The following is a 25,374-nucleotide window of genomic DNA, read 5'->3' on the forward strand; positions in this document are numbered from 1 at the left end:
TATCTGTCGGTTTCTATTATGTCTATGTTGAACTATCGTTTCCGTTAGTTTAATCAATTACTTTATCTAATACATCCCTTCCTACGAGCTAAAAAATCCTCAGCTGCGTCTTGATGCTGTTTTACAAACAGAGGTGGTAAATTTGTTACTGGAAAGTAAGCCAACTCTAAAGTTTCATTTCCATCCGTTTTGGGCTCTCCTTCAACGGCTTTACATTGAAAAAAGAATGAGATTGTCTGAGCCTTGTCACCGTTAGGATATTCATCAAAGTATTTAGTATATGCACCTATGAGATGCTCAACTTCTACCTTAAGGCCAGTTTCTTCAAACACTTCACGGATTGCTGTTTCTTTCGCAGATTCTCCAAGTTCCATCGCTCCTCCTGGAAATCCCCAAGCATTTCTATCTCCTCTTTTTTGTAGCAGTATCTCATTGTTTTGATTATAGATTATCGCTCCAGAAAAATTCAAAAAAATTAAATCTTGTCCAACTCTCTCACGGATATATTGAATATAGTTTGGATTACCTGACAAATTGTTTCCCCCTCTTAGTAAGGCTTTTCCCTGATAAGAAGATTTCGCCATACACTTAAGCAAACCTGCCCGTTAACGTGATAAAGCCGCCGAACTTGCCGACAGCTTCATCATAGTATTTATTAAACTATCGTGCCCGTTAGTTTAACGATTGTTTCAATTTGAATCCATTCAATACTGAATTCTCTGTTGTGATGATTCTGAAATCCAATCATTTAAACCAACACTACTTACAAATATATCGTTACCGATTTTGATAATGGGAAACATCTTTCCCGAATATGTTCCAGATGTTTTGAGGATTGTTTCTTCAGAACTAATAATTCCCCTTACTTGAGACTCAGATATATTTAGATAATCCGCAGTTTCTTTGAGTGTCATAAGGGGGTTATCTGAGTTATGCTTTTCAATCGTTTTGCTTGATGATGATTGATTTCCGCTGATGATAAGGCAACCTGTGATGAAAGCTATTCCTAAAAACACGGAACAGATAACATTGCTCAAATTAATATTCTTCAACTAAAATTCCCTCCAAATATAAATCAACTAATTACGATATGTAAGCATACTTAATTTTAACATAATTGGAAGTATCCTGCCCGTTAGCATAACAGAAGGCTACCGTTCATGCCGGCAGCCCACTTTTATTCTCATTCATTCACTTTTGTGTACGATATCTATTCTAGAAAAAACTAAGCCACTGTTGAAGTGCGGAGTGTCAAAGTATATGTTTACGTCGTCAAATACTGACCCATGATGTATCCGTCCATAAATCCTTACATCAAAACCTCCATGTCCATCTGCTCTAATTCCATTTATCTCGTATGATTCAGAATGGACTTCTCCGAACTTCTCATTTACCGCTTTATTTATTCTCGAACTAAGCTCAAACAAGAAGACTTCATTCATTAAATTAATGTTCGCCTGGGGTTCAACAAAAGGGTCATGTATGGTTTCCGGCGCAGGACGCGCTAACTACAACCATTTCTGAGTCGGTACAACCAAGCGAAACCACAGTGACAATTATGATTGAAATCAGACGTACCTTCAGTATATTCACCAACGTTACCTCCACAAATTTCTTATACGTATTGTTCCTAATTCATATGGAGGTATACAACTATCCTGCCAGTTAGTTGAGAAAACGACAGCCATGCCGGCTGCCGTTTCTTCATGCTTGTTGAACTATCGTGCCCGTTAGCGTAATGACAAGGTCTAAGCTTCAATGTAGTTTAAAATAAACTGATACAGATTCTCGGCTTCCATTTCACCTTTACTCTGACCTTGATACCAAGCGACAACAGGGCATTCCCCGTTTTTCATTTGGGTCGTATCTAAACAATAAATCCAGTCGGCTCCTGGTTCATAAATAACTACATAACCATGTGGGATATCGAAATTCTTCCAATTATCAGTGTTCTGTACACATATTAAGACATTGTTTAATCCTATTCCATCAATATCAAATCCTTCAAAACCAACGGAACCGTATTCCTTTATCAACCATTTATAACTATCAGGCAACACTACATTTAATTGATTTTCTATCTCTTTTACAATACCTAGGGATGCCCCATTTAGCTTGTGGACACTTTTTGTATCTACAAGTTCCTTTAATTTATCCTCAAACAAAAACAACACCTCCTGCTTTAATGATACATTATTTTAGTTATAAGGAATGTCTTGATTCAGCTAAACTGCCCCGTTAGCGTCGTAATGCTTATCTACTACTATAAGTAAGGAGAACTCGTCATTCTGAAGTTGATAACCTATTACTTTAACCACCCTTTGTAGTTGTGTTTTTTTATCCAGTCCTTTGCCAATTGATCTATAAGTTCTTTATCTTGGAGGTTTTTATCTTTTAAAGTATTATACAACTCTTCGAACTCATCTGATGTAATGGTGATTTTCCAAGTTCCATCGATCATAATTTTTCGCGAAGTAAGAATAACTACGCCGGCAACATCAATGGGCAAGTTCCTTTTATCCATATAGAGTAACATTCCCATAGCAGCATACACATGATTTAACTTGGAGTTGTTTCGTGTTTTCGATTCTAAATAAATGACTTTTCCACTTTTATTTACTAAATCACTTTTATCAACCAAATCAGATATTTCATCAATATTTGAAACACTAACTGACCCGTAAACTTTTACAATTTGGTTTGCCACAATTTTTAAATCATCCATTAATTCCTGTTCTGTTAGTGTTGAGCCAACAGGCTTTGTTTTCTTGGGGATGTTAATCAAATACATAGAACTAATTATTACAATGCATATGCTAATTAGTATAAATACATTTCGCTTTCCCTTGCCCATTTAAACCAACACAACCTTTGTCTAATATTTCCACTCGTTAGCATAATGCCGTTGTTACATGCATCAATTTTACCAATTAGAATTAGGATGCCAAAGGGAATTTCGTCCTGTTTTTAAGCTAAACTGCCCCGTTACTTCAAAGAAACAAGGAGCATCTGCCGCTGGCAAACTGCTCCTTGTTCGTTTAGCTATCGTTCCTCTATAGTTTAAAAATAATATTCCAGATACCCCCAAAGTAGTAAAATCGGGATTGCTGCTAGAAAACAAGCCATAGCCGCATTTTCTCTCTGTTTTTTTTCCTTTGAATCCTCACTGCTGTCATTAGCTCTTTGACGGTCTCCAGATATCATCGCTCCACTTAAAATAACTGTGAAAGCTATTAGGGCTAAACCACTGTAACCAGAAATTCGCTGAATTACATCATTATTTATAAAGAACGTCAGAATAAATAGAACTAATGAAATCAGCAAACCGGATAAAAATGAGTACTTAGCTAATTTCAAGACTTGCACACCTCCATTAAAGGCTTTCCCAGTAATGTATAACTTGTACGGAATGTAGGGAGTTAGGTTTCGTTTTCAGCATCTTGGAAAAAATTCACTTTGTATTATGAGAAAATAACAGCCATTATGCCCGCTGCCGCATCTTGTGTTTATTGAGCTATCGTGTCCCAATTTTTACTATCCTGCCCGTTACTTCAATCTAAAAAGAGACCCGCAGCAACGGGCTACGGGTCTAAGCTATATATAATAAAGGGGGGTCAAGATTTATTATAGACGCATTTCATAAAGCTGAGCTAAAGATTGGATTTCATTCGTGTTACATTTATTGAGCTATCGTGCCCGTAACGCAACATAAGCCAAATTCGGTAATCTTTTTGACGTGACGAATATTGTCTTCAGAAGGCGTTTCGTAGCTCGAAAAAGTTTCAAATAAGAAAATGCAGGATTTTTCATCTAAAAACGAGAATCTAGTTCAAGGCGTTGCCGTGGTATTGCAAATGCCTCGGATTTAAAGTGTTAGCTTACAACCCGAATTTTGCTACAGTTGAAATCGCACCTGGGCGAATATGCTGGATTAAGCTGGATGTCAATAGCGCCGGCAAAGGCAAACTTCATTTTCACGTTCCGAATACGAATGAATTCTATCAACACCTTGTTCGAAAAGGCGCCGATGTTGGAGATTTAAAGCCTGGCATCGCAGATACGCTATGGTTTAAGTTTCCGAAAGAGAAATCAGATTTTCGTGCTGCATACAGTGAAAAGTATAAATGGCTAGGCAGCCAATTTGGGTTTGAAAAGCAAATCCCTGGTCAGACTGGAGCTGTTCATCTGGAATTCGTTTCGGACGATGCCGTGCTCGTCTATATTCCATGGAAGACCGGGGAAGACGTGCAACACGATTACCGGTGAAAAGATAAAAAGTTCCGCGCAAAGTTCAGATTAACAATATTGTAATTTCTCACGAAAAAGGGCTGTGGATACTTTCCACGGCCCTTGCGTGCCTTAATCTTTGTACTAACGTACCCGTTAGCCATTCATGCATCTCTTCTACTGACCACAGAGCATGAAAGTTAATTCGTTCTTTCATGGTAGTTTAAAGAACCATGCTGAAATGGTCCTTGTGACATCTTCGAGATAAGAAAACGCGGTGACCGGTCATGTCGGCAGCCGCTTTTTCCATTCTATCCCTCGACCCTATACCATAGTTCACAATATTCGTAGCCATCTGCGCTTGTACCATACATCTCGAAGTTGCCGCCATCTAAAATCGTAAATGTTGATGTTTGCAGCCATTCCGAAAATATCCGATTCTTCAAAGACCGCAAATCAAACTTTCCGCTGCCATTCCCATCATGTAATGTTGAAAATACTGCCCATGTAGATGGTGGAACATCAACAACTGTATATCCATTCACCTTGCTATCGACCGCTTTGTAACACCCGATCAGATAAGGGAACGTCGTATTGTTTGTAAATTTATAAGAATCAAATGCAAAGACAGCTCCAAGTTCCTTGCTGAGACTGCATTCGACTCTCCAATCCCCACTTACCGACTGGGATAAACGGTCCAACTCACCATTTTTGCTCCGTCACAGTGTTCTTTCTGTTCTTTAAATCAAATGCAGCAAGCGTCAGCCTTCTGCGCCTGATATATTCGGACAATGGGACATCAAGTACAAATGAAAACATGCGTTGAAATTGGTAAACCGAACATAAGGCGATTTTAGCAATTTGGTCGTAATCAATATCTTGGTCTAAGTTGTCTTCAATATAGCTGACAGCTCGATTCATTCGCTCTAGCCACTCCACGGCAATCCCTCCTTTCGTAAGAAGCATATCATCCGGTAGTTTATGTCGCCTGACTTTCCGTGCAGGATAATATCAGGTGGTAATCATCCGAAAACAGAAACCCTGTTTCCTGAACTGATCCCAGTATCGTGTCCCGTTAACGGAATGAACTAACTAATGCGTCTTCTTTTTCTTCTCCATACGATGATCAATGTTAAAAAAACACCCAAAAAACTAATAACTGACATTTTTATAACCTTACTTGCTGCAATGGTATCCTTGGTTGTAACAGGAAGTGGTCCATTTGGGGATGCCTTGTAATATTTATCATCTACTTTAACTGCGATTACATCATGTGTATCTACCCCATTAATTTCAAACAACAGGCTTCCGACGGGCTTGTCATTAGATTCTCCGTTCTTCTTTGGCATAGGTGTCCTTAGACGCTCGATTCTTCCAATCTGATTGCCAATGTTTTTACTATCAACTTCCTCTGTGGAGAGTCCGTATAGGTAATTATTCCAAGCAACAGCACTTGGATAGCTAGTAGCCATTGCTCCTTCTGTAAATGAGAAAATACCTGTTATGACACTGATAAAGACGAAAAGGAGTTTAATAGGCTTCATTAACCATGCCTCCTATTTGTTGACATCTAACGTCATTTTCCAAAATGCGATCCGATCCCGCTTCCACGTATAGGTAAGATATAGTTCATTATCTTTGGATACTATTGCCGGATAGGAGTATTCACCCGGTTCGTTCTCTAACACTACCTCGTCGCCCCAAGTAAGGCCGTTATCGCTCGAAAATCGAACCACTAGCGGTGTACGAGGGCTATCCGTTGCATATCCCGTAACCGGATTAAAAATAAGTGCTAACTTGCCATTGTCCATCAAGGTCACATCAACTCCGCTATTGTTATTCGGTAGCGAGGTTGGGTATGCTTGGCACCAAGTCTGCCCATTATCACGCGAGTCGCTGCGGAATATCATGCCTTCCGTGCTGCGAAGAAGCATATGCACTCGTTCTCCGCCTGAAGACCATAGGGTTGGCTGAATGAGACCTTTTGCGAACCAATGGTTTGCGCCTACATATTTATCTAAATTCATGGGCACAAGCTCGCTCTTTGTCCAAGTTAGCCCATTGTCACGCGATATATCAACAAATGCTTCCCAGATCTGTTTTCCTGCAGCAGAAGGATCGTGCCGCTCCACCGATGACGGGGCCAATATCGTTCCATCCTTCAATGCAATTGGTTTATTTCTCACAGGCCCACGCCCCCCAACATCCCCTGGAACTAATTCGCGCGGCTCCGTCCAAGTTCGCCCGGCATCTTCAGAATAGGTGACTCGCGTATACCAATCCGTGATTTCATGGCCGACCTTATAGAACAAAACTAAAGTGTCTCCCTGAACAAATAATACAGGGTTCCAATGGGCAATCCCCTCCTCATCTGCCGCCTTATACGGAACTGCCCAGCTACCTCCAATACGTGTGGACATCCAAATTGCCACATCGCTGGATTTCTCGTGCTTGCCGGCAAACCATGCTGCAACCACATTACCATTCGGCAGTACTGCAACCGTCGAGGCATGGCTGCTTTGAAAAGGCTGCCCTTCGCCAAAAATATATTCCTTCTCGGTACTTATCAGTTTCAGTTTCTCCACGTTCTACTCACACTCCATCATAGTTATATTGTAATGCTCCTTATTTCACGGAGATCCCATCTTATCTGCGATATTTGTAAGAGGATCGTTTTCGGACGGCTTTTTAGTGTGAAAACTTCACTCGATATCCTCTTTCTTCTTCATGAATAAAAGTCTTTGTTTCATTGAACCAATCGCTAATATAGGAACGAATGGATAATATCTCACTTTCTCGAAATACAAATACGGGGAAATGCTTTCGGATGAAATGATAGAGTAACGTGAAAAACGCCTTAATCTCACCATCGGTCGTTTCATTTCCACGATCTATTACGATACCGTATAGTTCTACCACCCCGAATGGTGGAATCGTATCCCACCAGTCAAATTCATCAGCAGTTGTATCTTCCACGACACTTTGGTTAATCGAAGCCAACATTGGTGAGTTTTCCTGAGACAAATCAAGAAGGCTTAAATTCACAGTGAGATCAATTACGCCACAATGAAATTCGATAATAGCGTTGTTCGAATTGTAACCAGGACGAACCGTTATCCGATGGTCGTTGACATAATGTTGGAACTCCGAACCTGCACCTTCCCAAACCTCTAGTTCGTGTCCTTCTTCTTTTAAAAGAATTGAAACCCTTGTTGCCATTGACAACCTCCTGCCCCTTGATGATATCTCCCACTAGCGTAACCTCCCGCAAGTAAATTGGGAAATCCTTTTCGTCTGACCTTCTCAGACGTTTAGACTCAATTAAGCTATAATAAGAACAATGAACCAAGAATTTGTTAAACGAGGAGAACTTATGAACCAGCCCAATTTTCTACCCATCATACTTGGCAGCGATGAGAACGCCTACGGTAATGTCAGACTTATCCACGAAACCTACAAGGTAAAACCGCTCCTACTCTGTACGCGGCTGTTGATTCCAACCATGCACAGCAATTTGTTCGAACTCGTCCAAATCGACCACTTCGACCAAGAGGACGTATTCCCCAACGCTTTGTTGTCCATCTTGGAGAAGCATGCTGAACCAAATAAGAAATTGATCGTTATTCCTTGTTCAGATTATTATGCGGGTATGTTATCGCGACATTATGACAAGTTCAAAGGTCTGATTGCGAATCACTTCTTATCGGACAAGCTGCTGGAAACGCTCGATACCAAAGACAAGTTCTATGCCTTGTGCGAACGATTCGGTTTAGACTACCCTAAGACAGTCGTTTGCGAACCGAACGAGCGTGAAAACGCGTTAGAGCGCATGGATTTTCAATTTCCGATCGTAGTAAAGCCCGAGAATAGCAATGCTTATGAATACCTTCATTGTCACTTTGAAGGTAAGAAGAAGGTCTTCTTTTTTGACAAGCGAGAAGACTATTTAGCAATGATTCGCAATATGAATAGATCCGATTATAACGGGAAATTGATCATCCAAGAGTTTATCCCCGGCGGCGACAGTGCGATGCGTGTAATCAACAGCTACTCCGATGATCATGGAACCGTAAAAATGATGTGTCTCGGCCAGCCCGTACTCGAAGAGTATGCACCGAAAACACTCGGTAACTATGCCGCTATTATTAGCCGCTTCGATAAGGATATTTATGCCAAAATTAAGGCATTCTTGGAAAACATCGGTTATGTCGGTTTTTCCAATATCGACATGAAGTTCGACAACAGGACGGGCAAATACATGATGTTTGAAATCAACCCGCGATTAGGTAGAAGTAGTTTGTTTGTCCGGGCAGCAGGTTTGAACATGATTGCAGCGCTCGTGGACCAAGTCGTTTACGGCAAAGAAACCGATTGCGTGTACGGACAAGCTTCTGCGCTGTGGACGAATGTTCCGAAAATGGTATTAAGGCGTTACATCACCGATCCGGCGTTATCGGCTGAGATCGATCAGCATTATAAACAGAAGAATGTGATTCGTTCGATTTGGTACAAGAAAGATCTGAATGTGAAGCGATTTATCAGCGTCACTCGCTATTTTTTCGGTCACGTCAGCAATTATCGACGCTATTATTTCGATAAAGAACACGCCTCATTTGCAAATTTGCAAGACAAATAACGTGTTTGTGCGTTAATTCGTTCTTTCATGGTAGTTGAGCGAAGGCAGCCGATCATATCCGATCGGCTGCCTTCGTGTCTTAATTGAACTATTGTTCTCGTTAGTAGATTTTTTTACCTTTTTCCAAATCTGTTTATACCACTTATTCCCATATAAAATGAAATGATACGCAAATACGATTGAGTTTGTTGCGCTAAACTGCCCGTAAATGTAACGAGGACCGCCAACAATGGCAGCCCTCATGTCGTTGAACTATCGTGCCTGTTAGCGTAATTCATAATTCCAAAGAATTGACCGAAAGACTTAAGGCATAATGTAGGCAGCCTATTCTAAATTAGTCTTTTGTTTGCTTGCTTGATAATTTTTTATAAGTTCTTCAACCAGTATCCCGTTTATTCTCATACCTTTTAATTCGCAATCCAATATCTCTACATTGCTAAGGTCACAGTTTGAAATCTGGCTACCTCTTAGTTCACAATTCTCAAATCTTATTGGCTGACCAGCGGTTTTTGGATTGTAGTGGGGATCTCCTTCTTTAGGGATACCAATGTTATGTATATAGGCTCCGCCCATTTGAGCTTCATAAATTTCAAGATTGCTCAAATTAGCGTCCGAAATTTTAAATCCAGACATATTAACATCATTTAAAGTCATTCCACTCATATTTACATTATTAATTTGCGTTCTTGCCAAATTGACATTATTAAAATTTAGTTCCTCTGCTTTTACATTTTCAAATCGAGACCCTGAAATATCAGCCATTTCAAAATTTAAACGCTCAACCTTTAATTCCATCTTTCTCAACCTCCAAATATTTGATATTAAAAAAGTATTCGACGCTACTATAAGATTACCTTTAAATTCCATTAAATAGAGGATCTACCACACTCTTCTGCCCGTTACTTCAATGAAAAGCGTAAAGAAGCTGCCGATCAGTGCCGGCAACTTCTTCCTGGTCGTTTATATAACTATCGTGTCCCGTTAGCATTCCTGTAGATGGATTAATTTCGTCTTTGTAAAAAGAAAAGCGCCTCGGTACGATGGGAGTACGCAACGGGTCATAGCCCTTTAAATCCCATCATCCAGGAGGACGCTCTACTATGAAGTTTAAATCGCAGGACAAACAAAATCAACTCATTGAAAAAATTACCGCTCACCATCTGGTCGTCGGTATCGACATCGCTCAGCAAACACATGTGGCACGGGCTGTTAACTTTCGAGGAATTGCACTTGGTCATCCCCTGTCCTTCTCGAACGATGAAGAAGGCTTTCAAAACCTGCTTCAGTGGATCCACTTGCTACAAGCCGCTCATAGCCTAACTGCTGCCATTGTTGGTATGGAACCAACCGGCCATTACTGGTTGAACGTCTCCAACTGGCTCTCCGAGCGTCAATTTGAAGTCGTTCTCGTCAATCCTCATCTTGTAAAAAAGAATAAGGAAAACCGCGACAATACGCCGTCCAAGAGCGACAAAAAGGATGCGCTCGTCATTGCGGACATGGTCAAAAACGGCTACTACTCTTTCGTCCGTAACACCCCTGAGGCCTTTGAAGAGCTACGTGTCTATCTCTCCAACCGCGACTCTGTCGTAACGAGACTTGTTAGCGCTAAAAACCAAATTCATCGCTGGGTCGATGTTGTTTTCCCAGAGCTGCGGCAAGTTTTCAAGATCTTAATGTGCACCGGTTCGTTAGCTACTCTACGTCTTTTCCCAACGCCCGAAGAATTGAGTAAGCTGCAACCTCAAGACGTCATTGCTGGCTGGAAAACCCTTATGAAACGGCATTCTGGTGAGCGGAAGGCTCGAGTGCTTATCTCACTTGCTTGTCGTTCTGTTGGATCTAAACAAGCCACGCATGCTTACAAGCTTCACTTAAAGCAACTGCTCGATGAGTACGACCTTGCTTGCCAGCAGCTAAAAACGGTTGAGGCAGAGATCATTGCCGTTCTAGATCGCATTCCTTTTGCAAAATCCATGCTTGCTGTCAAAGGGATCAGCGCCATTTCATTAGCTGGTATTCTTGGTGAGGCAGGGGATTTAAGTGGGTTTGTTCACGGCAATGCCCTGCTGCGTCATGCTGGCCTCAATCTTGCAGAAGCTAGCTCAGGCAAATGGACCGGACAGATGAAAATTAGCAAACGAGGACGCTCTCGTCTCCGACGGTTTATCTTCATAATGACCATGAGTTTGGTGATGAACAACCCGGAGTTTCAAGCTATGCATGCTCACAACGTGCAGGTGAAGAAGTTGAAGAAAATGAGGTCTATTATGAAGCTATGTGGAAAACTTGCTCGCATACTCGTTGGAATGGCTCGCAGCCGCGAAGCCTACAATCCTCATAAAACGATGCCCATTCAGCTAGCGGCTTAACCAACATCTTCCCGTTTCGTTGCACGAGTTTTGGCTTATTCGCGGGATTTCAAAGAAAGCACGGGGTACCGGATACATTAAACCAAAGGGCACCGACCCGTACCGTTAGCAAGACCGGCCTCCACCCCTTGGACAGGCGTAACGAAGGAATGAGAGGGCATCGACCCGTTGAGACATGGGAGTGAAAACCTCCAGGGGCGGCGTGGAGAATGCGTGCAGTATATGGAAGGATATGGGGGCTACAACCTCCCCCTCTGTTTCGACACGCCTTCATGTTGTTCTGGTCTATAACTGTGGTTCTCTTACTATCTTTCTGTATTTCTGGCAAGGGTGAGATCCTGCGAATAAGCGAGCATTCGTGAGAAAACTAAATCGTACCGAGGGAGTTTAACATGGCACAATTATTTTTGGATTCTTCCATGATAGTATTTTCCATCATATACTCCATCTTTCCATACTATTATAGGATAAATGTTATAAGAGATGGAAATGCGATTTGGATATCATGCAAGGAGGGTTCAGACTTTCTCAAAAAAGGATTATGAGATTAAACCGTGAATGTATGTAGATAGGTAGGAACAGCATGTATCCAGTAAAGGAGCTATAGCGGACATGAACAAATACATTCGCGCAGTGAAAGCATTAGATGTCAAGGTCATCGAAGAGCTGCTTCAAAAGGAGTCAAAGTGGCTGCAATGGTCGGAGGAAGATGGCAAAAACGCGCTCCATTATATATGCGGGCTGGATATTTCAGATGATCCGCGGAAAGTGGATGCGAGTCTTCAAATTGTCAAGCTGCTCCTATCAAGCGGCATGGACCTAAACAGCGTCCAACGAATTCCGGATGACAAGTGCGGCTTCTTCAACGCTACCCCGCTCTGGTACGCGTACACGCGCGGCAGAAACGAGAAGCTTTACACCTATCTGCTGAATGAAGGCGCCAACCCCAATGGCTGCATGTTTGCGATCGCATGGTATGACGATGTCAGAGCGGCTAGTCGCTTTAAAACACATGGAGCAGAAATTGAGGATGAAGCATTTCTATCCGCGTTTAATTGGAAGCGATTCGAGATCGCGGAATGGTTCTTAAACAACGGTTCGAATGTTAACTTTGCCGATTCGGATGGCAATACGGCCCTTCAACTCGCATTGCAGCGTAAATATAAAGTGGAGCAAATTGAGTGGCTACTGCGCTTCGGGGCAGATTGCAATCAAGCGAACTTGCTTGGAATTTCACCGAAAACCTGGGCGGAGAAGAATAACCGGACTAAAGTGCTGCGTCTATTTGAAGCGCATTAAATCGATCCTTTCACAGTTAAGCAACGCTTAATCATTTTTCGCTGTGAAACCTTTTAATTTCAGATAATTATCCATTGGAAAGTCAAAATTAGCCCCCTTTTAAGACTTAATTTGTACACGTAAGGAATTAACATTAATCTTCCTTAATGTCCACAAAGTTCCACCGGGCTCCTCATTCCATTCAAACTGCGCCATTGAGACAGGATATGGGCTTACTTCTGGAACAAGTGAACTGACTGCTTTCAACATGTCGTAAAGAGCATCCGTTATATAGCTTGCTGCGAAGTGAGCGGTAGATGAGTTGATTTCAATGCAACCATCAGCCCAACCAATACCTGTTAGTTCATATTCAAACTTCATAACGCCCTCCGCTTAAGTATGGAATTTTCCCTCATCAGTAATTCGGAGCATACACCACGCAATCCTGCCCGTTATTTCAATGAGCAACGGCAGCTGAGAATGACCAGTCAGCTGCGGCAACCAGGCGTGTCAGATTAAAGCGGCAATAGAAAATGGAGCATCTGCGAATAGCAAATTGCTCCATGATTCTTTGAACTATCGTGTCCCGTTAGCGTAATTACCAATTTACTTTAGCATTCTCAACTGTGTATCGAATAAAATCAATTGTTTCGTCCATATCACGCTTTGTAATATTACTATTCTCGTCTTTCGATGATAAAGAACGCGTAATCAGCGAATCCCAAGGCTTGCCCAGTTCGTGTCGAGCCCAATTTATAGCTAGAGGCTTTGAGGCTACTGAACCCGTATGCAGTGAGTAAAGCATTCGGCAAAGAGTTTGTATAACAAAAACCTGCCATTTCCTAATTCTAACCCATTCCTGCCAAGAAGAATCGCGTTGGGCACATTCGAGCCACAATCCTGCAATAGCCTTTACTGAAGGTATCATATCTTTAGGGTCAATAGGGTTAATAAAGGAGCATGGTTCAGTACCAAAAACGACAATCCCATTTTCACGTAATGTGTATGTCTGAAAGATCCAGCCATCTTCAAGAGAGTTTTTGAATAACTCAGTCCCATGTTCTACTTGAGGATACTGTATTGAGGGCGAGTTGTCATTACGAAAGGCTTCTAAAGTAATGTATACCGCATCTATCTTATTAGCCCAGGGCGAACTACTGGAAGCAAACTCAGCATGTATATCTTTCAATCTTTTGAAGAGAGTATCGCCAATATCAATATCAGTCACAATGACAAAGTCAATATCACTGCTAACTGGGTTGAAATCTCCAAGTGCAAGTGAGCCAATCACATACATGCCAACAAAATTTTCTGCTGTAATGCTCTGAATATTCGTTAGGAAATAATTAAGGACCTCGTTTACATCTTCATAGACTGTTGGTTTGATATTACCATTCATTAGTCTATCCCCTTTTGTTAATAGTAACTTCAAACAGATTGATTGAATTAAACTGCCCGTTACTTCAATGAAACAAAGGAGCAGTTGCCGCCGGCAAACTGCTCCAATTTACGTTCAACTATCGTTCTCCGTTAGCTCAATGACTCCAACCAGCATAGTCGTACTTCATTCGCTTGAGATACATGCCAGCTCAATTCCCTCTCTTACAGATCTGACAAGTGTTTCATCATTGGATTCTATAATTAGTTGAACAAAACCTTGTCCTTGTATCTTTTCAGTTAGAACAATTTTATATCCCTTTCTATAACTCCATGATATACCTACTAATTTCAAACCCTTTACTGCTCGTGTATAAGATTTGTACCCCATTAATCTACCCATGACTGTTTCATTTGCCTTTGTATCCGTAGATTCAATGGAATAACACTTGGAAAATGAATCCATTAACTTTTCTTTAAGGTCATTATCCGTGAATCCGGATTCTAATTTATTGATATAATCTATCTCCGCTACACCATACTTTTTAGATTTACCTGTTGACACTAAATACAATTGATTCTGACCATCAATATATACATTTACTTCTTTGTACTTTAAATATGGAAAAAGAAAATATTTCATGAGATTTTTCTCCAAGTTCTTTAGTATATCGACTTTAGCAAATTCATCTTGAAATATTCGCGAAAACATTGCGCAATCCTGCCCGTTAACGTGATAAAGCCGCCGATCTTACCGGCAGCTTCAGCATAGTATTTATATTGAACTATCGTTCTCCGTTAACGTAATCGAGCGTTTTCACTTGTTTTTGTTATTTCTAAAAATACCGACTGCTAATCCGACTACAATTCCAAATGAAGTTCCATATACAATTCCAAGACCTACATTACCGAATACTGCTCCAAATGCGACACCAAAAGCGGAACCAAAAGCGGCACCTAAAGCAATTCCAAGGCCTATGAAAGAACCATTACCGTCATCTTTCATTTTCAAATAATCACTCCGCTTCTTAATTTCATTCCAAAGCTTTACTGCTGTGACAGTTTCGCCTCATACAACGACTTTACAAAAGATGTAGGTATAACTCAATACGTTGCCAACTACTTAATGTTTCGCTACATTATTCTGCGGGTCTAAAGTGCTCATCGAGTATAGGCGAATGCCGTTTCACTCCTCAATGAAACAACCATACACTATCCCGAGAAACCAAACTCATGAAAGGAGATCCTCCATGAAAATTCCAATTAGCGGTTTCATTTTCGATTCCGGTGAAGATGATTCTCTTCACGCCCACAAGCTCTTTATCACTTCATGGGACGGCAGTCCTCGTCAAGTTCATATTCATTCGTTGTCCGGGATGACCACTGTGAACGACGGACACTCGCACCAATACGTGAATTGGACCGCTCCCTCTCCTACCGGTGTCCCTCATGTTCACAGCTATAATACAGTCACGTTTGTTAGCCAAGGCCACACCCATACGTTACAAGGAACTACAGGTCCAGCGGTTCCCCTTCCTAACGGGGGACACTACCATCAGTTTGAAGGCTTTACGACGGTCGATGGCCGCAACCCGCATTCTCATGGCTACAACGGGCAAACAGGCGTAGACGTCAGTAGCATGTAAGCATTACAGGTTCATTACCTCAACTAGAAAAGCCGCGAAGCACGGCTTTTTTTGCATCTCCCTATCCTGTAACGAAAAAGCAGCCGAGCATTCTAGCCAGCTGCTTCAGAGTTTTGATTTATCCTGTTGAAAAAGGCGCCTTAATAGGCGCCTCGATTATTATTATGATGCTTCCGTATAACGTTTGAAACTATCCATAATCGCTTGCCAGCCCGCCTGTTGGAATTCAACGGGGTGAGTGCTCTCCGGGTCGAAGATTTCAACGACCTTAGTGGCCTCGCCTTGATCGACGAACGCAATATCCACTTTCCGTCCGTCTCCCAATGTGTAGGCAATCGTCTCATGCAGCTTCACTTCGTCGTAAATTCCGCTAAAATCAAAACCCATGCTGCCATCCTTCGCTTCCATCCTTGTCAGGAATTCGCCTCCGGCCCGCAAGTCGTTCTCCGCTCTTGGCGCATGCCATTCCTCGGAAGGTTGATTCCACTTCGTAATGTGGTCAGGCTCGGTCCAATAGCTCCATACTTTTGCTACAGGGGCTTGAACGACGGTCTCTACGGTTACTTTTGTTGGATTGCTTGTTTCCATTGTGAAGGACACCTCTTTACGGGAATTTTGTTCTCACTAATATAGACGAACGCCAATCTCCGAATTCATCGGTCTATTTGTTCCGGAAGCCCTAATCGGGAAAATAATTTTGCATTTATGAAATTTTGAACATGGAAGATCCGATTATCTTTCTCTTCAATCACGTGAATGCCCCAAGGCACCAGGACGGATGCCTCCTTACCTGGCACATACTGCGCCAGAGCGGGATAACCACCATTCACTGTAGTTGGCAAAAATTTGGACCCCTCGCAATGCCAGCGCGTAAGCGCAAAAAACGCGGACAAATCTTCTTGCCCGCTTATCCACATGGCGAAAGGCGGCATGGACATACAACCTTCCTCATGGAACAACGACACAAGCGCTTGGATATCGAATTGCTCAAACGCTTCCACATACCGCGAGAGAAGATTTTGGTCGGGATTGACATCCATCTTGCTAAATTCGTCGGAGCGAAGCCGCGTTCGGTCCATCGTCTCCCTGGCGCGTTGCAAGGCGCTGTTCGCCGCTGCCGGCGACATTCCCAATGTTTCCGCAATTTGTTTCGAAGACCATTCAAAGACATCCCTCAGAATAAGAACCGCGCGTTGACGAGGCGGCAAGGTTTGCAAGAGTGCGATAAAGCAGAACTGAAGGGTATCCTTGCGAACGAGAGCATCTTCCGGATTTTCTCCGAATTCAGGTGAGGGCCAAATCCAGGACGAATCTGGCAGCGTTTCGTTCGGTTCGACAATCTTGACTGCCGGATCGGACAGGTCAACGGGAAGTGTACGGCGCTTCGCTTGCCTCAGCTTGTCCAGGCATAAGTTCGACGCTATGCGGTAGATCCATGTTTTAATAGATGAGTCCTGTCTGAAACGATCCCAGCTCTGCCATGCCCGAATATAGGTTTCCTGTACAGCATCGTCCGCATCATCAATGGATCCCAACATTCGATAACAATACGAGGTTAACCCCGGCTTGTAGCTCTCAAATAACTTCATATCAAAAGCGGCTTCGTTCATCTTCGCCTCCTAAGGTCGATCTACTTGAAACGTCCTCCATCCATCATATTCGAATCATCCGGCAGCCACAAGGCGAAACGGCTACGCCGCCTGTCGTTAGTTGAGAAAACGGCAACCTTAGCATTCCTTTAGTTACATCCAGTTTGTTAAATAAGAACTATCAATGTACACTACTATCATAACAGTGCAATACTAAAGGTGGTGACTTCCTTGAAGTTAGAGAGATTAATATCAATTATCTATATGCTGCTTAATAATGATGTGGTATCTGCATCTGAATTGTCGTGCAAGTACGGTGTTTCGCAAAGAACAATTTACAGGGACATTGAGGCGATCTGTGCGGCGGGCATTCCTGTTGTCTCCTACCAAGGCGTAAACGGTGGGTATGGAATCATGAAGGAATACAAGATGGATAAAAGCCTACTCAGCTCCGACGATATTGCCTCCTTAATTACCTTGCTCAAGTCCACGACAACCGTATTTGAAGATGTGCGGGCACATGATACGATACAACGACTGAAGACCGTTCAGACTGAGAACAGCAGAGCTCCGAGCCTGACGATGGATCTCGGCAGTTGGAGATCCTATACTTCCCATCTCCGTACGCTGCACTCTGCCATTAATGCCCGCCAGCTTGTCCACTTTCATTATATGAATGCCAAGGACGAACGTCAGGATCGCATAGTCGAGCCCGTCAGTCTTCTGCTAAAATACGACGCCTGGTATTTGTATGGCTACTGCCGCTCCAGGGACGATTATCGGGTGTTCAAATTAACGAGAATGTCGAAGCTTGCTGTCTTACCGGAATTGTTCGAGCGGCATCATAATATCCACACCGAGGATATTTTATCCGGCGGCGGCAAGAATCAGGAGCAAACCGAATATGCCGTCATTCATTTCACTGCTGGTTCGCTTGCAACTGTGTTGGATGAATTTTATTTGGATGAGAAGCAGTTTAATGAAGACGGTTCTCTGTTGTTAACAATTGTTAAGGCAATTGACACAGATTGGCTAATTGAGAAATTGCTCAGTTTTGGCGAGGACGCAGTTGTACTTGAACCTCAATCACTCAGGCAAAAGATAAAAGATAAAATTGGGAAAATGTTAAATCGCTATGAAGAAGTGTGACACTATGCTGTCATACTTCTTTTTTTATAATAAAACCGTTCGATCGATCACCATTTATTTTAAAGGGAAGTGATTTAGTTGTTAGATCATTCTTTTTTTTATGAAGAACAGACTAGACTAAGAAATTGGGAGCTTAAAAAAATCGATAAACATGCTTGGAAGTATTATCGGATTGAACAGAAGACGCCTAAGCTACCTCTGTTTCATATGATTTCGTTGCTGGCTTTCTTTCAAAAGCGGAAATTATAAAAACTTTATTCGGAGATAAAGAGTGTGGAGTTTATCGCCGGCATCAGTAGCCAATAAAAGAAGAGGCCGTGATGTGAACTGACACCTGCTCCTTGCAGGTGTCAGTTTTTCGTTGGAAAAAAGGCTGAATGGGGAAAAACCGTTCATTGACAGCGAGCCAACATCTCCGAGAGCCTCCGCCGAATCGAGTCCTTTAATTCTGCCGGTTCTTCCAATTCAGCTTCATTTCCTAGTCCGATGAAGAAATCCGTGTAAAAAGAAATGTCTCCACGCGACACTTTATTATCGATTGTCCCGCTTCCGTCTTCGCGCACGCGGAGCAGAGGAGCGAGCCACAATTCGGATTCGCACCGCTGGACACCGGCTCTGCTCAGCTCCGCGCGAAGGCGTATCGGCTCTCTCGGCTCCGCTGACGCACGACGGCTAAGGCTTACATCGCCCAGATCGAGCGGCGCCGTGCCGGATTCGTCATAAGCCGCCTCGCCAATTCGGTCGCATCTGAACACGCGCAAACCCTGGCGCAGGAAACAATAAGCCGTACAATACCAAAAACCGTTGTTCGCGTAAATACAGACCGGCTGAATCCGGCGACTGCTCTCCCCTTCTTCCTTCGACTCGTATTTGACTGAGAGTACCTTCCGGTGTACGGCAGCGTCAAGAAGAGTGGCCAAGCAGGGCGCGTCTCCCCGCCTTGTCGGTGTAATGAAGTCGACCCGGTTTTTCATGCCGTCGATCCGATCCCGGACGTCCCCGGGCATATGAAGGTAGAACTTGCTCAGCGCCGAGGCGGATTCCGCTTCGAACGGCAACGAGGAGTAATGGCGCAGGGCATGCACCGCAAAGAACATCGCCACGGCCTCTTCCTCCGTGAAAGCGATCGGAGGCAGCACCCGCTCCCTTACAACCTGATACCCCCCATGCGGCCCTACTTCCGAGTAGAGCGGTACCCCCAGCTCGCTAAGCTCCTGCAAATCCCTTAGAATCGTGCGTTTGGAGACACCGAATTCGTCGGCAAGCTCCTGAACTTTGAACCGCCGCTTCCGGTTAACGGTCATCATCATTTCCATCAATCTTTTGGACTTGGACATCCTGACCACCTTCTTAGCAATGTTTAAATAATTCAATGACATGTTCTGTCACCTTGCCGGCGGCAGCTGCTCCTTTATTCATTAAGTTAACGGGCAAGCTTGTCGTAAATATCAGGTAGCTAGGAGCAAGAGTCGAACACGAGGGATGATCCTTCCCTACTCCTTGGTTCGTTCAACTATCGTGCCCGTTAGCTCAATGAAGGACGAATCTGATACTCGAAATTCCTCGGGCAGACCGAGGAGCCGCCAGGACCACAGCGCGGATACGGTATTAGGTGAAGTGTCCTGGACTCATGGATATTCTCAAAAATCATTGTATTCTACTTTTCTTCCAATCTATATATTCAGGCAAATCCTTTATTGATATGTACTTTTCAAAATCATTTGGTAATGGCTCCATTTCAATATATTTAATATTCTTCGCAAAACTTTCTTCTCCGAGAATGGTTTGCAAAATTAACTCTATCATTTCCCTATATTCTATACGCTTGAAACTTGAATACCCATTAATAAATATCATTAGACCAAAATTATTCGGCTGTTTCTTATTTTCTAATGGTTCAAACCATAAATCATCTGTACTAATTTCAATACTGTGTTGATTAATTTTGAATTCTCTACTTTTGGGTTGTTTAAAGGCAGTTATTAACCAGTTCTTAATGTATGGAGAATGTTTTACTAACTTTTCTACTTTATTGAAATAATCCGTATTACCGCCTGCTGAAACTACAAACTCGTATTCTTTTTCACTTAGTTGACCAATTTCATATGAAAGCATTTCACAGTATTCATGTAATCTCTCGACTAATTGATCCTGGAGTAAAATATCATTAATAAGTGAGCTTTCGTTTTCTTGAAACCAACTCCAGAATGTTTTTTCTTTTATGTTAAACATAACAATCCTCCAAGCCTTAATAAATTGTTTTAGGGGATCTCACCTACCAGATAACCTAAAATCACGTGATCTACATAATTGAAGTATTCGTGAAGTCATGAAACTATCCTGCCCGTTAGCAGAACAGGCTACCGTTCATTCCGGCAGCTTAGTGTCATTGAGCTATCGTTCCCAGTTAGTTGATGCTTACCATGCTTTTACCGTCTTCCCGTGTTCAAAACGATCCATTAGGAAAGTAAGTATTCGATCAGCAGCATATTCAGGTGTTTTTAGAATCTTCTTATTTGCTGTAGTAGCATGCATCTCTGTATCGACCATACCTGGTCGAACAGCCATAATTTTGACATTAGTTTCTTCGATTCCAATGCTTTTTGTGAAAGTTTCTAAACCGGCTTTGGATGTTGAATAACAACTTCCACCTGAGGTCAAATTGAATGATGATCCGGACGAAACATTCAAAATTCTTTTTTCAACATATAATTGCTTAGAATGCTTTATGAAACTTGAAGTTAAAATCATGGGTGAAACCAAATTAATATTCATCAACTGAGCTAACAAACCTGGATCTGTTTCTGCTATAGGTTGATTAAAGTAAATTGCTGCATTATTAATTAGGTATAATGAAGCAATGTCAGGACTTATCTTCTCAAAGATGTTTTTCATTAATCTATCAATGTCCGCAACATGATTCAAATCAAATTCGAAATAATCCAAAATCGTCTGCTTAGAATTTGCTAAAGTAATAAGTGCTTCATTCTTTTGTCTAGAGATACATATAAGATGATGATTTTCTGATAATAGTTTTTTGCCGATGGCTTCACCTACTCCATGTGAAGCACCTGTTAGAATAAAACATTTCACTTTATCCACCTCTTATTTAAATAATTCGATTTCACTGTATATTCGAGGTACCACCAATGTATCCTGCCCTTTAAATATAGAAAGGCAACAGATCCTCCGATCGGTTGCCTTTCTATTGTCCGAGCTATCGTACCCGTTAGCTTAATGATTGTTGCCATCTCTCGCAGGTATGTCCGCATGAACCTGCACCTTCGGACCCCTTGGTAGGGGCTGAATGGTCCGATGCGTAATCAGGTCTAATCTTCTTTCCAATACGAGTAGCCTCCACCTGGCGTTGATACAACACAAAATTGTCCTGGACCTTGAAGTTGCCACCCCTCATACCATGAGCTGTCATGAAATAAATCGAGAAACACTTCCCCGTCAAATTCCACAATAAGATCTGAAATATCTTCGAAATGTATTATGGTTTTTATTGTATTACCTATGAGTATGTTTTCCAATTCTATAAATGCCTGATCCTTCTTGTCTTCTATTTCTGTTTCTGGTTGTCCCACAATTACTCTGTTTCCCTTCCTTAATCTCCAAGGGCACTCAATAGTCAAGTGTCCTTCATTGAGAATTAGTATTGGAAACATTCGGTTTATCTCAGTAATCTTTTGTCCTAAAATTGGTGAAAAATCTATCAGACTTTTGTCTCTTTTCACAAATTCACCTTCGATCTTTCAAGTTGTTCGGCCATTTCATCTAACGTCATATTAGGGACTTCGTGGACTTTCTATATTTGAGGTATTCGCGCAGTAAATTAAACAATCCTGCCCGTTACTTCAATGAAAAACGGCAGCCGATTGTCTGGCCGGCCGCCGTCGTGTAATGATTGAACTAACGTTCTCCGTTAGTTGAATGCCGAATCATCATTTCCAACTTGCTACTCAACTTGATTAACTAAATTTATTAGTTCATTTTGAGTTAGTTTGTTTTCGCCTAATGGCTCCAGATGGCCGTTGCTGTTAATGTAATACACAAAGCGAGCTTTAAAACCATTCTCACTTTCCCACCATATCGATTGACTTTCTCCATCTTCTCTATAATAGGCATGCATCCCGTTTTCGAGCTGTAAAGACTGCATTTTTTCCCTATCCGATAACGTATCAGGTTCACCAATGATAACCTTGCTCAAAATGTATTTTAATTCTTGATCAGTCTGCTTATTTTTATAATGAAAAACAAATTGGTGAAGGTTATCAATTTCAATTTCTGTGTGAACCTCATTTATTTCAAATGGGAACTTTGAGGGTTCAGTAAAATCATAAATCATCGAGTTGGTTCTGACATCCGTCTGCTTAACGCCACTACATCCACTTATTAGACAACAAAGTAGTAAGAAAATAGCAAAACGAATTGCAAGCCCCCCTTATTGTTTAAAGTCTACATAATACCACAAATTGGAACTAAACTGCCCGTTTGCAGAACAAACCTAAAAGCAGCCGTTTAATTGACTGCTGCTTTCGTATTTTTGTTGGTCTACTACGGTATCAGTTGTCCTGTTGTATAGGTTATTCTTGAATTTCCTGTATTATCCTGCCCGTTAGTGCAAAGAAGGTTGCCGGATTTATTTGCCGGCAGCCTCGTTGATGTTTATTGAGCTATAGTGCCCGTTAGCGTAATCAGAAATGCCTCGGGTGGTGTAATACAAAATTATTCTATTAATGTTATATGAATTCGATTTCCACTCCAACCATCCATTTTAGAAAGATGTATTTCATATAAGGTTTGTATGTATTTAAATTGAAAATTGTTTTTGTCTTTTTCTTCAAACGATTCCGATATTACTTCATAGAATTTTTTTATTCTATCTTCTGTTTGATTGCAATAATATACAATTTCTCTTTCACCACTTTGAAATTGAAAAATTGTTTTATTGGGCAATATTAGTGCATTCCCATTCTTGTCTTTAATTTTACTTTCAGACTCGGTGGTCGTAATTAAATCCATCTTCATTCTAAAGTTAAAATTCGAGTAATAATTGTAGATAAAAACAATAAATGAAGTAAAAATGAAAATCACTAACATGAAAATAATATATATTTTTTTTGATTTCATTGTTTAATAAAAGGCATCCCCTTTTTTTTATTACTTTAAGCTGTTTCAGATACCACAATATCGTAACCGCATTACTACCCATTTGCGTAATAAGCTACCTATTCCTGCCAGCTGCCTGGTGTTGTTGTTGAACTATCGTTCCCGTTAGTTCAACGACATACTGACGTTCGATTCCATGTGATACATCGCATAGCACAAGTTGAGATTAGTTTTGTTTTTTGATACCCAGAAGTTTGTAACTATTACTAACTAATTCTGAATTGTTTTCTAACGAATCTAATTTACTTAATGCCTTAGAATGATTAAACCAATTCGTACCTTCAATTTGAATAAATCGAGTCATTTCACTAACACATTGACTCACCGATTCTTCAGTTGATTCAAAACTAAAATTATACTTGTTTCTAAATGAGTCACTATCTATTCCATTTAAGGCTATTGCATCAAACGAATCTAATAAGAGCCTGGTTCCTATATGAACCCTAAATTTAGGACCAAACGTGAATTTGTGCAAATGAACAAAATCAATTCTGTCTTGATGTAGTTTCGTGTAAAATGTAGGCTTAGTTCGTTTAAAGCCCATATTAAATAAAGACAATGCTAATTTTTTTCGAATATCTTCCGTGAGCTTTTTCTCCACCTTATCCACCAATATTCAGTCCTCATTTCCAACCAAGTTATATTTATTTTACCAGTTCAGTCTGAAATTAATCTGCCCGTTAGCTCAAGAGGTCGCCGACAATAGACGGCCTGTTCTTCATCGTGCTATCGTTCCAAGTTAGCGCAATAGACGATTGTTACTCTAACAATGACAAATCATCAATACGTTCCCATCAGGGTCTTTAAAGTTAATCCACTGTCCATGCTCTATTTCGGTCACAAGTTCAACATTCCGTTCTTTTAAGTAGTCATATGCCTTATGTATGTCGTCAGTATTGAAATGGAATGAGGGGTTTTTGTAGAGGGATTCCTCGTTGTATATTCGGCTGTCGAGAACAAGGTTTAATCCATTATTATCGAACGGTATACAGCATAAATGACCTGCGATTATTTCATAGTTGGGTTCCAGATTAAGAATGGAACAGTACCACGCACGTGCACTGATTATGTTACTTACAGGTATAAATATCGCGCCAGCTTTATTTAGAATAATACTCATATCTAACCCAGCCCTTCTTATTGGAATTTGACATAAGTCGTATTCGACTAAGGAAAGGGAAATTCCTCCACTAATCTGCCCGTTACTTCAATGAAAAACGGCAACCTATCGTTTGGCCGGCTGCCGTCGTATCATGAAACTATCGTGTCCCGTTAGTTCATTCTTCTGGATTTTCCCATTCCTCGTCTAATACCAGCCTACCTGTTTTATCTCTGATAAAAGCGGCTCCCGGTGAAGCATCAAGAAATTGTATAATTTCAGAATCATAATTACATATCGTGTTTACTTGGTAAACAGCATGATTCTCAGGATTATTCATATAATCATCGTCCTCATCTCCTGCCATAAAGCGCCAACCACTGTCTGGATTATCTGGTGACGGTACTTCTCTGTACATGAAACCAACTTTGCATCCATCTACGGTAATCCTGTCCGTTGCGATACATCCCTCATTAGAATCAATCAACTTCCGTATCTTTTCTCCAGGTATTTTATATTTTTTCTTTTTTTTAAACCCTAACATTCATGTTCCCCCTCTTATGCACTATGTTTCCGTCCTGAAATATTTGCGAAGCCATTCGCGCTATCCTGCCCGTTAGTTCAACGAAGTGCAGTCGGTTATTTCTGGATTGTTAACTCATCAATGCGATTTCTAGCTTTTCGCGGTAATGAGATCAAGTTCTTGTCAATTTCGGTAATGGGATCAAGTTCTTGTCATTTGGTTTTGACAAGAACTTGATCCCATAAATACAAAAAGCCGCGATATTCGCGGCTTTTAATGAGATAATGTTCTTGTCACCCGACA

Annotated in this window: 31 protein-coding genes and 1 pseudogene; 6 read left to right on the forward strand and 26 right to left on the reverse strand. The window is 41.5% G+C overall.

Translation table 11 applies throughout. The annotated features are described in order from the left end of the window. Positions 1-62 precede the first annotated feature (62 nt). The 5 genes from AC0YN4_RS18655 to AC0YN4_RS18675 form a co-directional block, all read right to left on the reverse strand. Positions 63-533 carry an NUDIX hydrolase gene (locus AC0YN4_RS18655; RefSeq protein WP_475836437.1) on the reverse strand — a complete coding sequence of 157 codons (471 nt, stop codon included), beginning with the start codon at positions 531-533 and terminating at the stop codon, positions 63-65. Between the two features lie 171 nt (positions 534-704). Further along, complete coding sequence (locus tag AC0YN4_RS18660; RefSeq protein WP_475836438.1) at positions 705-1,052, reverse strand: helix-turn-helix domain-containing protein; 348 nt, start codon at positions 1,050-1,052, stop codon at positions 705-707. 696 nt (positions 1,053-1,748) lie between these two features. Beyond that, positions 1,749-2,165 (reverse strand): SMI1/KNR4 family protein, encoded by a 417-nt coding sequence (locus tag AC0YN4_RS18665; protein WP_475836439.1) that lies wholly within the window; start codon positions 2,163-2,165, stop codon positions 1,749-1,751. Positions 2,166-2,305: 140 nt separating this feature from the next. Then, the gene (locus tag AC0YN4_RS18670) at positions 2,306-2,791 is read right to left on the reverse strand and encodes a hypothetical protein (protein ID WP_475836440.1); all 486 of its coding nucleotides are present in this window, start codon (positions 2,789-2,791) and stop codon (positions 2,306-2,308) included. Between the two features lie 269 nt (positions 2,792-3,060). After that, the gene (locus AC0YN4_RS18675; RefSeq protein ID WP_475836441.1) at positions 3,061-3,357 is read right to left on the reverse strand and encodes a DUF5316 domain-containing protein; all 297 of its coding nucleotides are present in this window, start codon (positions 3,355-3,357) and stop codon (positions 3,061-3,063) included. Between the two features lie 513 nt (positions 3,358-3,870). On the opposite strand from AC0YN4_RS18675, the gene AC0YN4_RS18680 reads away from it, so the two are divergent. Next, positions 3,871-4,266 carry a hypothetical protein gene (locus AC0YN4_RS18680; protein WP_475836442.1) on the forward strand — a complete coding sequence of 132 codons (396 nt, stop codon included), beginning with the start codon at positions 3,871-3,873 and terminating at the stop codon, positions 4,264-4,266. Between the two features lie 272 nt (positions 4,267-4,538). Here AC0YN4_RS18680 and AC0YN4_RS18685 read toward each other — a convergent pair whose 3' ends face one another. The 5 genes and pseudogenes from AC0YN4_RS18685 to AC0YN4_RS18705 form a co-directional block, all read right to left on the reverse strand. After that, positions 4,539-4,928 carry a GyrI-like domain-containing protein gene (locus tag AC0YN4_RS18685; protein ID WP_475836443.1) on the reverse strand — a complete coding sequence of 130 codons (390 nt, stop codon included), beginning with the start codon at positions 4,926-4,928 and terminating at the stop codon, positions 4,539-4,541. 34 nt (positions 4,929-4,962) lie between these two features. Next, a pseudogene (locus tag AC0YN4_RS18690) lies at positions 4,963-5,166 on the reverse strand (AraC family transcriptional regulator); the annotation flags it as partial. A 149-nt stretch (positions 5,167-5,315) separates the two neighbouring features. After that, on the reverse strand, positions 5,316-5,771 hold the full coding sequence (locus tag AC0YN4_RS18695; RefSeq protein WP_475836444.1) for a hypothetical protein: 456 nt from the start codon (positions 5,769-5,771) through the stop codon (positions 5,316-5,318). 12 nt (positions 5,772-5,783) lie between these two features. Further along, entirely contained in the window at positions 5,784-6,812 is a 1,029-nt protein-coding gene (locus AC0YN4_RS18700; protein WP_475836445.1) for a sialidase family protein, read from the reverse strand. 103 nt (positions 6,813-6,915) lie between these two features. After that, positions 6,916-7,446 (reverse strand): hypothetical protein, encoded by a 531-nt coding sequence (locus AC0YN4_RS18705; RefSeq protein WP_475836446.1) that lies wholly within the window; start codon positions 7,444-7,446, stop codon positions 6,916-6,918. Positions 7,447-7,600: 154 nt separating this feature from the next. On the opposite strand from AC0YN4_RS18705, the gene AC0YN4_RS18710 reads away from it, so the two are divergent. Then, entirely contained in the window at positions 7,601-8,863 is a 1,263-nt protein-coding gene (locus AC0YN4_RS18710) for a carboxylate--amine ligase (protein ID WP_475836447.1), read from the forward strand. Between the two features lie 324 nt (positions 8,864-9,187). Here AC0YN4_RS18710 and AC0YN4_RS18715 read toward each other — a convergent pair whose 3' ends face one another. After that, positions 9,188-9,658 (reverse strand): pentapeptide repeat-containing protein, encoded by a 471-nt coding sequence (locus AC0YN4_RS18715; protein ID WP_475836448.1) that lies wholly within the window; start codon positions 9,656-9,658, stop codon positions 9,188-9,190. A gap of 305 nt (positions 9,659-9,963) precedes the next feature. On the opposite strand from AC0YN4_RS18715, the gene AC0YN4_RS18720 reads away from it, so the two are divergent. Both AC0YN4_RS18720 and AC0YN4_RS18725 read left to right on the forward strand, forming a co-directional pair. Beyond that, positions 9,964-11,235 (forward strand): IS110 family RNA-guided transposase, encoded by a 1,272-nt coding sequence (locus tag AC0YN4_RS18720; RefSeq protein WP_475836449.1) that lies wholly within the window; start codon positions 9,964-9,966, stop codon positions 11,233-11,235. 612 nt (positions 11,236-11,847) lie between these two features. After that, positions 11,848-12,534, forward strand: a complete 687-nt coding sequence (locus tag AC0YN4_RS18725) for an ankyrin repeat domain-containing protein (protein WP_475836450.1) — start codon at positions 11,848-11,850, stop codon at positions 12,532-12,534. A 99-nt stretch (positions 12,535-12,633) separates the two neighbouring features. Here AC0YN4_RS18725 and AC0YN4_RS18730 read toward each other — a convergent pair whose 3' ends face one another. From AC0YN4_RS18730 to AC0YN4_RS18745, 4 genes are all read right to left on the reverse strand, one after another. Beyond that, positions 12,634-12,894 (reverse strand): hypothetical protein, encoded by a 261-nt coding sequence (locus AC0YN4_RS18730; protein ID WP_475836451.1) that lies wholly within the window; start codon positions 12,892-12,894, stop codon positions 12,634-12,636. Between the two features lie 217 nt (positions 12,895-13,111). Then, the gene (locus AC0YN4_RS18735; protein WP_475836452.1) at positions 13,112-13,912 is read right to left on the reverse strand and encodes an aminoglycoside adenylyltransferase domain-containing protein; all 801 of its coding nucleotides are present in this window, start codon (positions 13,910-13,912) and stop codon (positions 13,112-13,114) included. 165 nt (positions 13,913-14,077) lie between these two features. Further along, on the reverse strand, positions 14,078-14,533 hold the full coding sequence (locus AC0YN4_RS18740; protein ID WP_475836453.1) for a hypothetical protein: 456 nt from the start codon (positions 14,531-14,533) through the stop codon (positions 14,078-14,080). Positions 14,534-14,707: 174 nt separating this feature from the next. Further along, complete coding sequence (locus AC0YN4_RS18745) at positions 14,708-14,896, reverse strand: hypothetical protein (RefSeq protein ID WP_091222570.1); 189 nt, start codon at positions 14,894-14,896, stop codon at positions 14,708-14,710. Between the two features lie 244 nt (positions 14,897-15,140). On the opposite strand from AC0YN4_RS18745, the gene AC0YN4_RS18750 reads away from it, so the two are divergent. Then, entirely contained in the window at positions 15,141-15,536 is a 396-nt protein-coding gene (locus AC0YN4_RS18750) for a YmaF family protein (protein ID WP_475836454.1), read from the forward strand. A 162-nt stretch (positions 15,537-15,698) separates the two neighbouring features. Here AC0YN4_RS18750 and AC0YN4_RS18755 read toward each other — a convergent pair whose 3' ends face one another. Next, a complete protein-coding gene (locus tag AC0YN4_RS18755) occupies positions 15,699-16,124 on the reverse strand; it encodes an SRPBCC family protein (RefSeq protein WP_475836455.1) in 426 nt (141 codons plus the stop codon). A gap of 65 nt (positions 16,125-16,189) precedes the next feature. After that, complete coding sequence (locus AC0YN4_RS18760; protein ID WP_091222579.1) at positions 16,190-17,146, reverse strand: sigma-70 family RNA polymerase sigma factor; 957 nt, start codon at positions 17,144-17,146, stop codon at positions 16,190-16,192. A 210-nt stretch (positions 17,147-17,356) separates the two neighbouring features. Here AC0YN4_RS18760 and AC0YN4_RS18765 point away from each other — a divergent pair, with 210 nt between their 5' ends. Further along, positions 17,357-18,274, forward strand: a complete 918-nt coding sequence (locus AC0YN4_RS18765; protein ID WP_475836456.1) for a helix-turn-helix transcriptional regulator — start codon at positions 17,357-17,359, stop codon at positions 18,272-18,274. 392 nt (positions 18,275-18,666) lie between these two features. Here the strand turns inward: AC0YN4_RS18765 and AC0YN4_RS18770 are convergent, their stop codons facing one another. From AC0YN4_RS18770 to AC0YN4_RS18810, 9 genes are all read right to left on the reverse strand, one after another. Further along, on the reverse strand, positions 18,667-19,611 hold the full coding sequence (locus AC0YN4_RS18770) for a helix-turn-helix transcriptional regulator (protein WP_475836457.1): 945 nt from the start codon (positions 19,609-19,611) through the stop codon (positions 18,667-18,669). A 310-nt stretch (positions 19,612-19,921) separates the two neighbouring features. Continuing rightward, positions 19,922-20,506 carry a hypothetical protein gene (locus AC0YN4_RS18775; RefSeq protein ID WP_475836458.1) on the reverse strand — a complete coding sequence of 195 codons (585 nt, stop codon included), beginning with the start codon at positions 20,504-20,506 and terminating at the stop codon, positions 19,922-19,924. A 186-nt stretch (positions 20,507-20,692) separates the two neighbouring features. Then, entirely contained in the window at positions 20,693-21,376 is a 684-nt protein-coding gene (locus AC0YN4_RS18780) for an SDR family NAD(P)-dependent oxidoreductase (RefSeq protein WP_475836459.1), read from the reverse strand. 227 nt (positions 21,377-21,603) lie between these two features. Next, positions 21,604-22,014, reverse strand: coding sequence for a DUF6188 family protein (locus AC0YN4_RS18785; RefSeq protein WP_475836460.1), 411 nt, complete (start codon positions 22,012-22,014; stop codon positions 21,604-21,606). Between the two features lie 221 nt (positions 22,015-22,235). Continuing rightward, a complete protein-coding gene (locus tag AC0YN4_RS18790; protein ID WP_475836461.1) occupies positions 22,236-22,625 on the reverse strand; it encodes a hypothetical protein in 390 nt (129 codons plus the stop codon). Positions 22,626-23,005: 380 nt separating this feature from the next. Beyond that, positions 23,006-23,308, reverse strand: coding sequence for a hypothetical protein (locus AC0YN4_RS18795; protein WP_475836462.1), 303 nt, complete (start codon positions 23,306-23,308; stop codon positions 23,006-23,008). A gap of 307 nt (positions 23,309-23,615) precedes the next feature. Beyond that, positions 23,616-24,062 carry a hypothetical protein gene (locus AC0YN4_RS18800; RefSeq protein ID WP_475836463.1) on the reverse strand — a complete coding sequence of 149 codons (447 nt, stop codon included), beginning with the start codon at positions 24,060-24,062 and terminating at the stop codon, positions 23,616-23,618. A gap of 150 nt (positions 24,063-24,212) precedes the next feature. Further along, positions 24,213-24,569 carry a VOC family protein gene (locus tag AC0YN4_RS18805; protein ID WP_475836464.1) on the reverse strand — a complete coding sequence of 119 codons (357 nt, stop codon included), beginning with the start codon at positions 24,567-24,569 and terminating at the stop codon, positions 24,213-24,215. A 157-nt stretch (positions 24,570-24,726) separates the two neighbouring features. Then, on the reverse strand, positions 24,727-25,092 hold the full coding sequence (locus AC0YN4_RS18810) for a DUF2185 domain-containing protein (protein ID WP_475836465.1): 366 nt from the start codon (positions 25,090-25,092) through the stop codon (positions 24,727-24,729). Positions 25,093-25,374: the final 282 nt, after the last annotated feature.

The organism is Paenibacillus sp. J22R3 (assembly GCF_056269305.1).

Bases quoted from the DNA above. Each gene is read 5' to 3' on its own strand.
- AC0YN4_RS18715 (WP_475836448.1), bottom strand. From the start codon at position 9,658: ATGGAATTAAAGGTTGAGCGTTTAAATTTTGAAATGGCTGATATTTCA.
- AC0YN4_RS18705 (WP_475836446.1), bottom strand. From the start codon at position 7,446: ATGGCAACAAGGGTTTCAATTCTTTTAAAAGAAGAAGGACACGAACTA.
- AC0YN4_RS18710 (WP_475836447.1), top strand. From the start codon at position 7,601: ATGAACCAGCCCAATTTTCTACCCATCATACTTGGCAGCGATGAGAAC.
- AC0YN4_RS18750 (WP_475836454.1), top strand. From the start codon at position 15,141: ATGAAAATTCCAATTAGCGGTTTCATTTTCGATTCCGGTGAAGATGAT.
- AC0YN4_RS18770 (WP_475836457.1), bottom strand. From the start codon at position 19,611: ATGTCCAAGTCCAAAAGATTGATGGAAATGATGATGACCGTTAACCGG.
- AC0YN4_RS18805 (WP_475836464.1), bottom strand. From the start codon at position 24,569: ATGAGTATTATTCTAAATAAAGCTGGCGCGATATTTATACCTGTAAGT.
- AC0YN4_RS18760 (WP_091222579.1), bottom strand. From the start codon at position 17,146: ATGAACGAAGCCGCTTTTGATATGAAGTTATTTGAGAGCTACAAGCCG.
- AC0YN4_RS18740 (WP_475836453.1), bottom strand. From the start codon at position 14,533: ATGAAATATTTTCTTTTTCCATATTTAAAGTACAAAGAAGTAAATGTA.
- AC0YN4_RS18755 (WP_475836455.1), bottom strand. From the start codon at position 16,124: ATGGAAACAAGCAATCCAACAAAAGTAACCGTAGAGACCGTCGTTCAA.
- AC0YN4_RS18720 (WP_475836449.1), top strand. From the start codon at position 9,964: ATGAAGTTTAAATCGCAGGACAAACAAAATCAACTCATTGAAAAAATT.
- AC0YN4_RS18775 (WP_475836458.1), bottom strand. From the start codon at position 20,506: ATGTTTAACATAAAAGAAAAAACATTCTGGAGTTGGTTTCAAGAAAAC.
- AC0YN4_RS18790 (WP_475836461.1), bottom strand. From the start codon at position 22,625: ATGATTTATGATTTTACTGAACCCTCAAAGTTCCCATTTGAAATAAAT.
- AC0YN4_RS18745 (WP_091222570.1), bottom strand. From the start codon at position 14,896: ATGAAAGATGACGGTAATGGTTCTTTCATAGGCCTTGGAATTGCTTTA.
- AC0YN4_RS18810 (WP_475836465.1), bottom strand. From the start codon at position 25,092: ATGTTAGGGTTTAAAAAAAAGAAAAAATATAAAATACCTGGAGAAAAG.
- AC0YN4_RS18795 (WP_475836462.1), bottom strand. From the start codon at position 23,308: ATGAAGATGGATTTAATTACGACCACCGAGTCTGAAAGTAAAATTAAA.
- AC0YN4_RS18725 (WP_475836450.1), top strand. From the start codon at position 11,848: ATGAACAAATACATTCGCGCAGTGAAAGCATTAGATGTCAAGGTCATC.
- AC0YN4_RS18730 (WP_475836451.1), bottom strand. From the start codon at position 12,894: ATGAAGTTTGAATATGAACTAACAGGTATTGGTTGGGCTGATGGTTGC.
- AC0YN4_RS18670 (WP_475836440.1), bottom strand. From the start codon at position 2,791: ATGTATTTGATTAACATCCCCAAGAAAACAAAGCCTGTTGGCTCAACA.
- AC0YN4_RS18695 (WP_475836444.1), bottom strand. From the start codon at position 5,771: ATGAAGCCTATTAAACTCCTTTTCGTCTTTATCAGTGTCATAACAGGT.
- AC0YN4_RS18735 (WP_475836452.1), bottom strand. From the start codon at position 13,912: ATGAATGGTAATATCAAACCAACAGTCTATGAAGATGTAAACGAGGTC.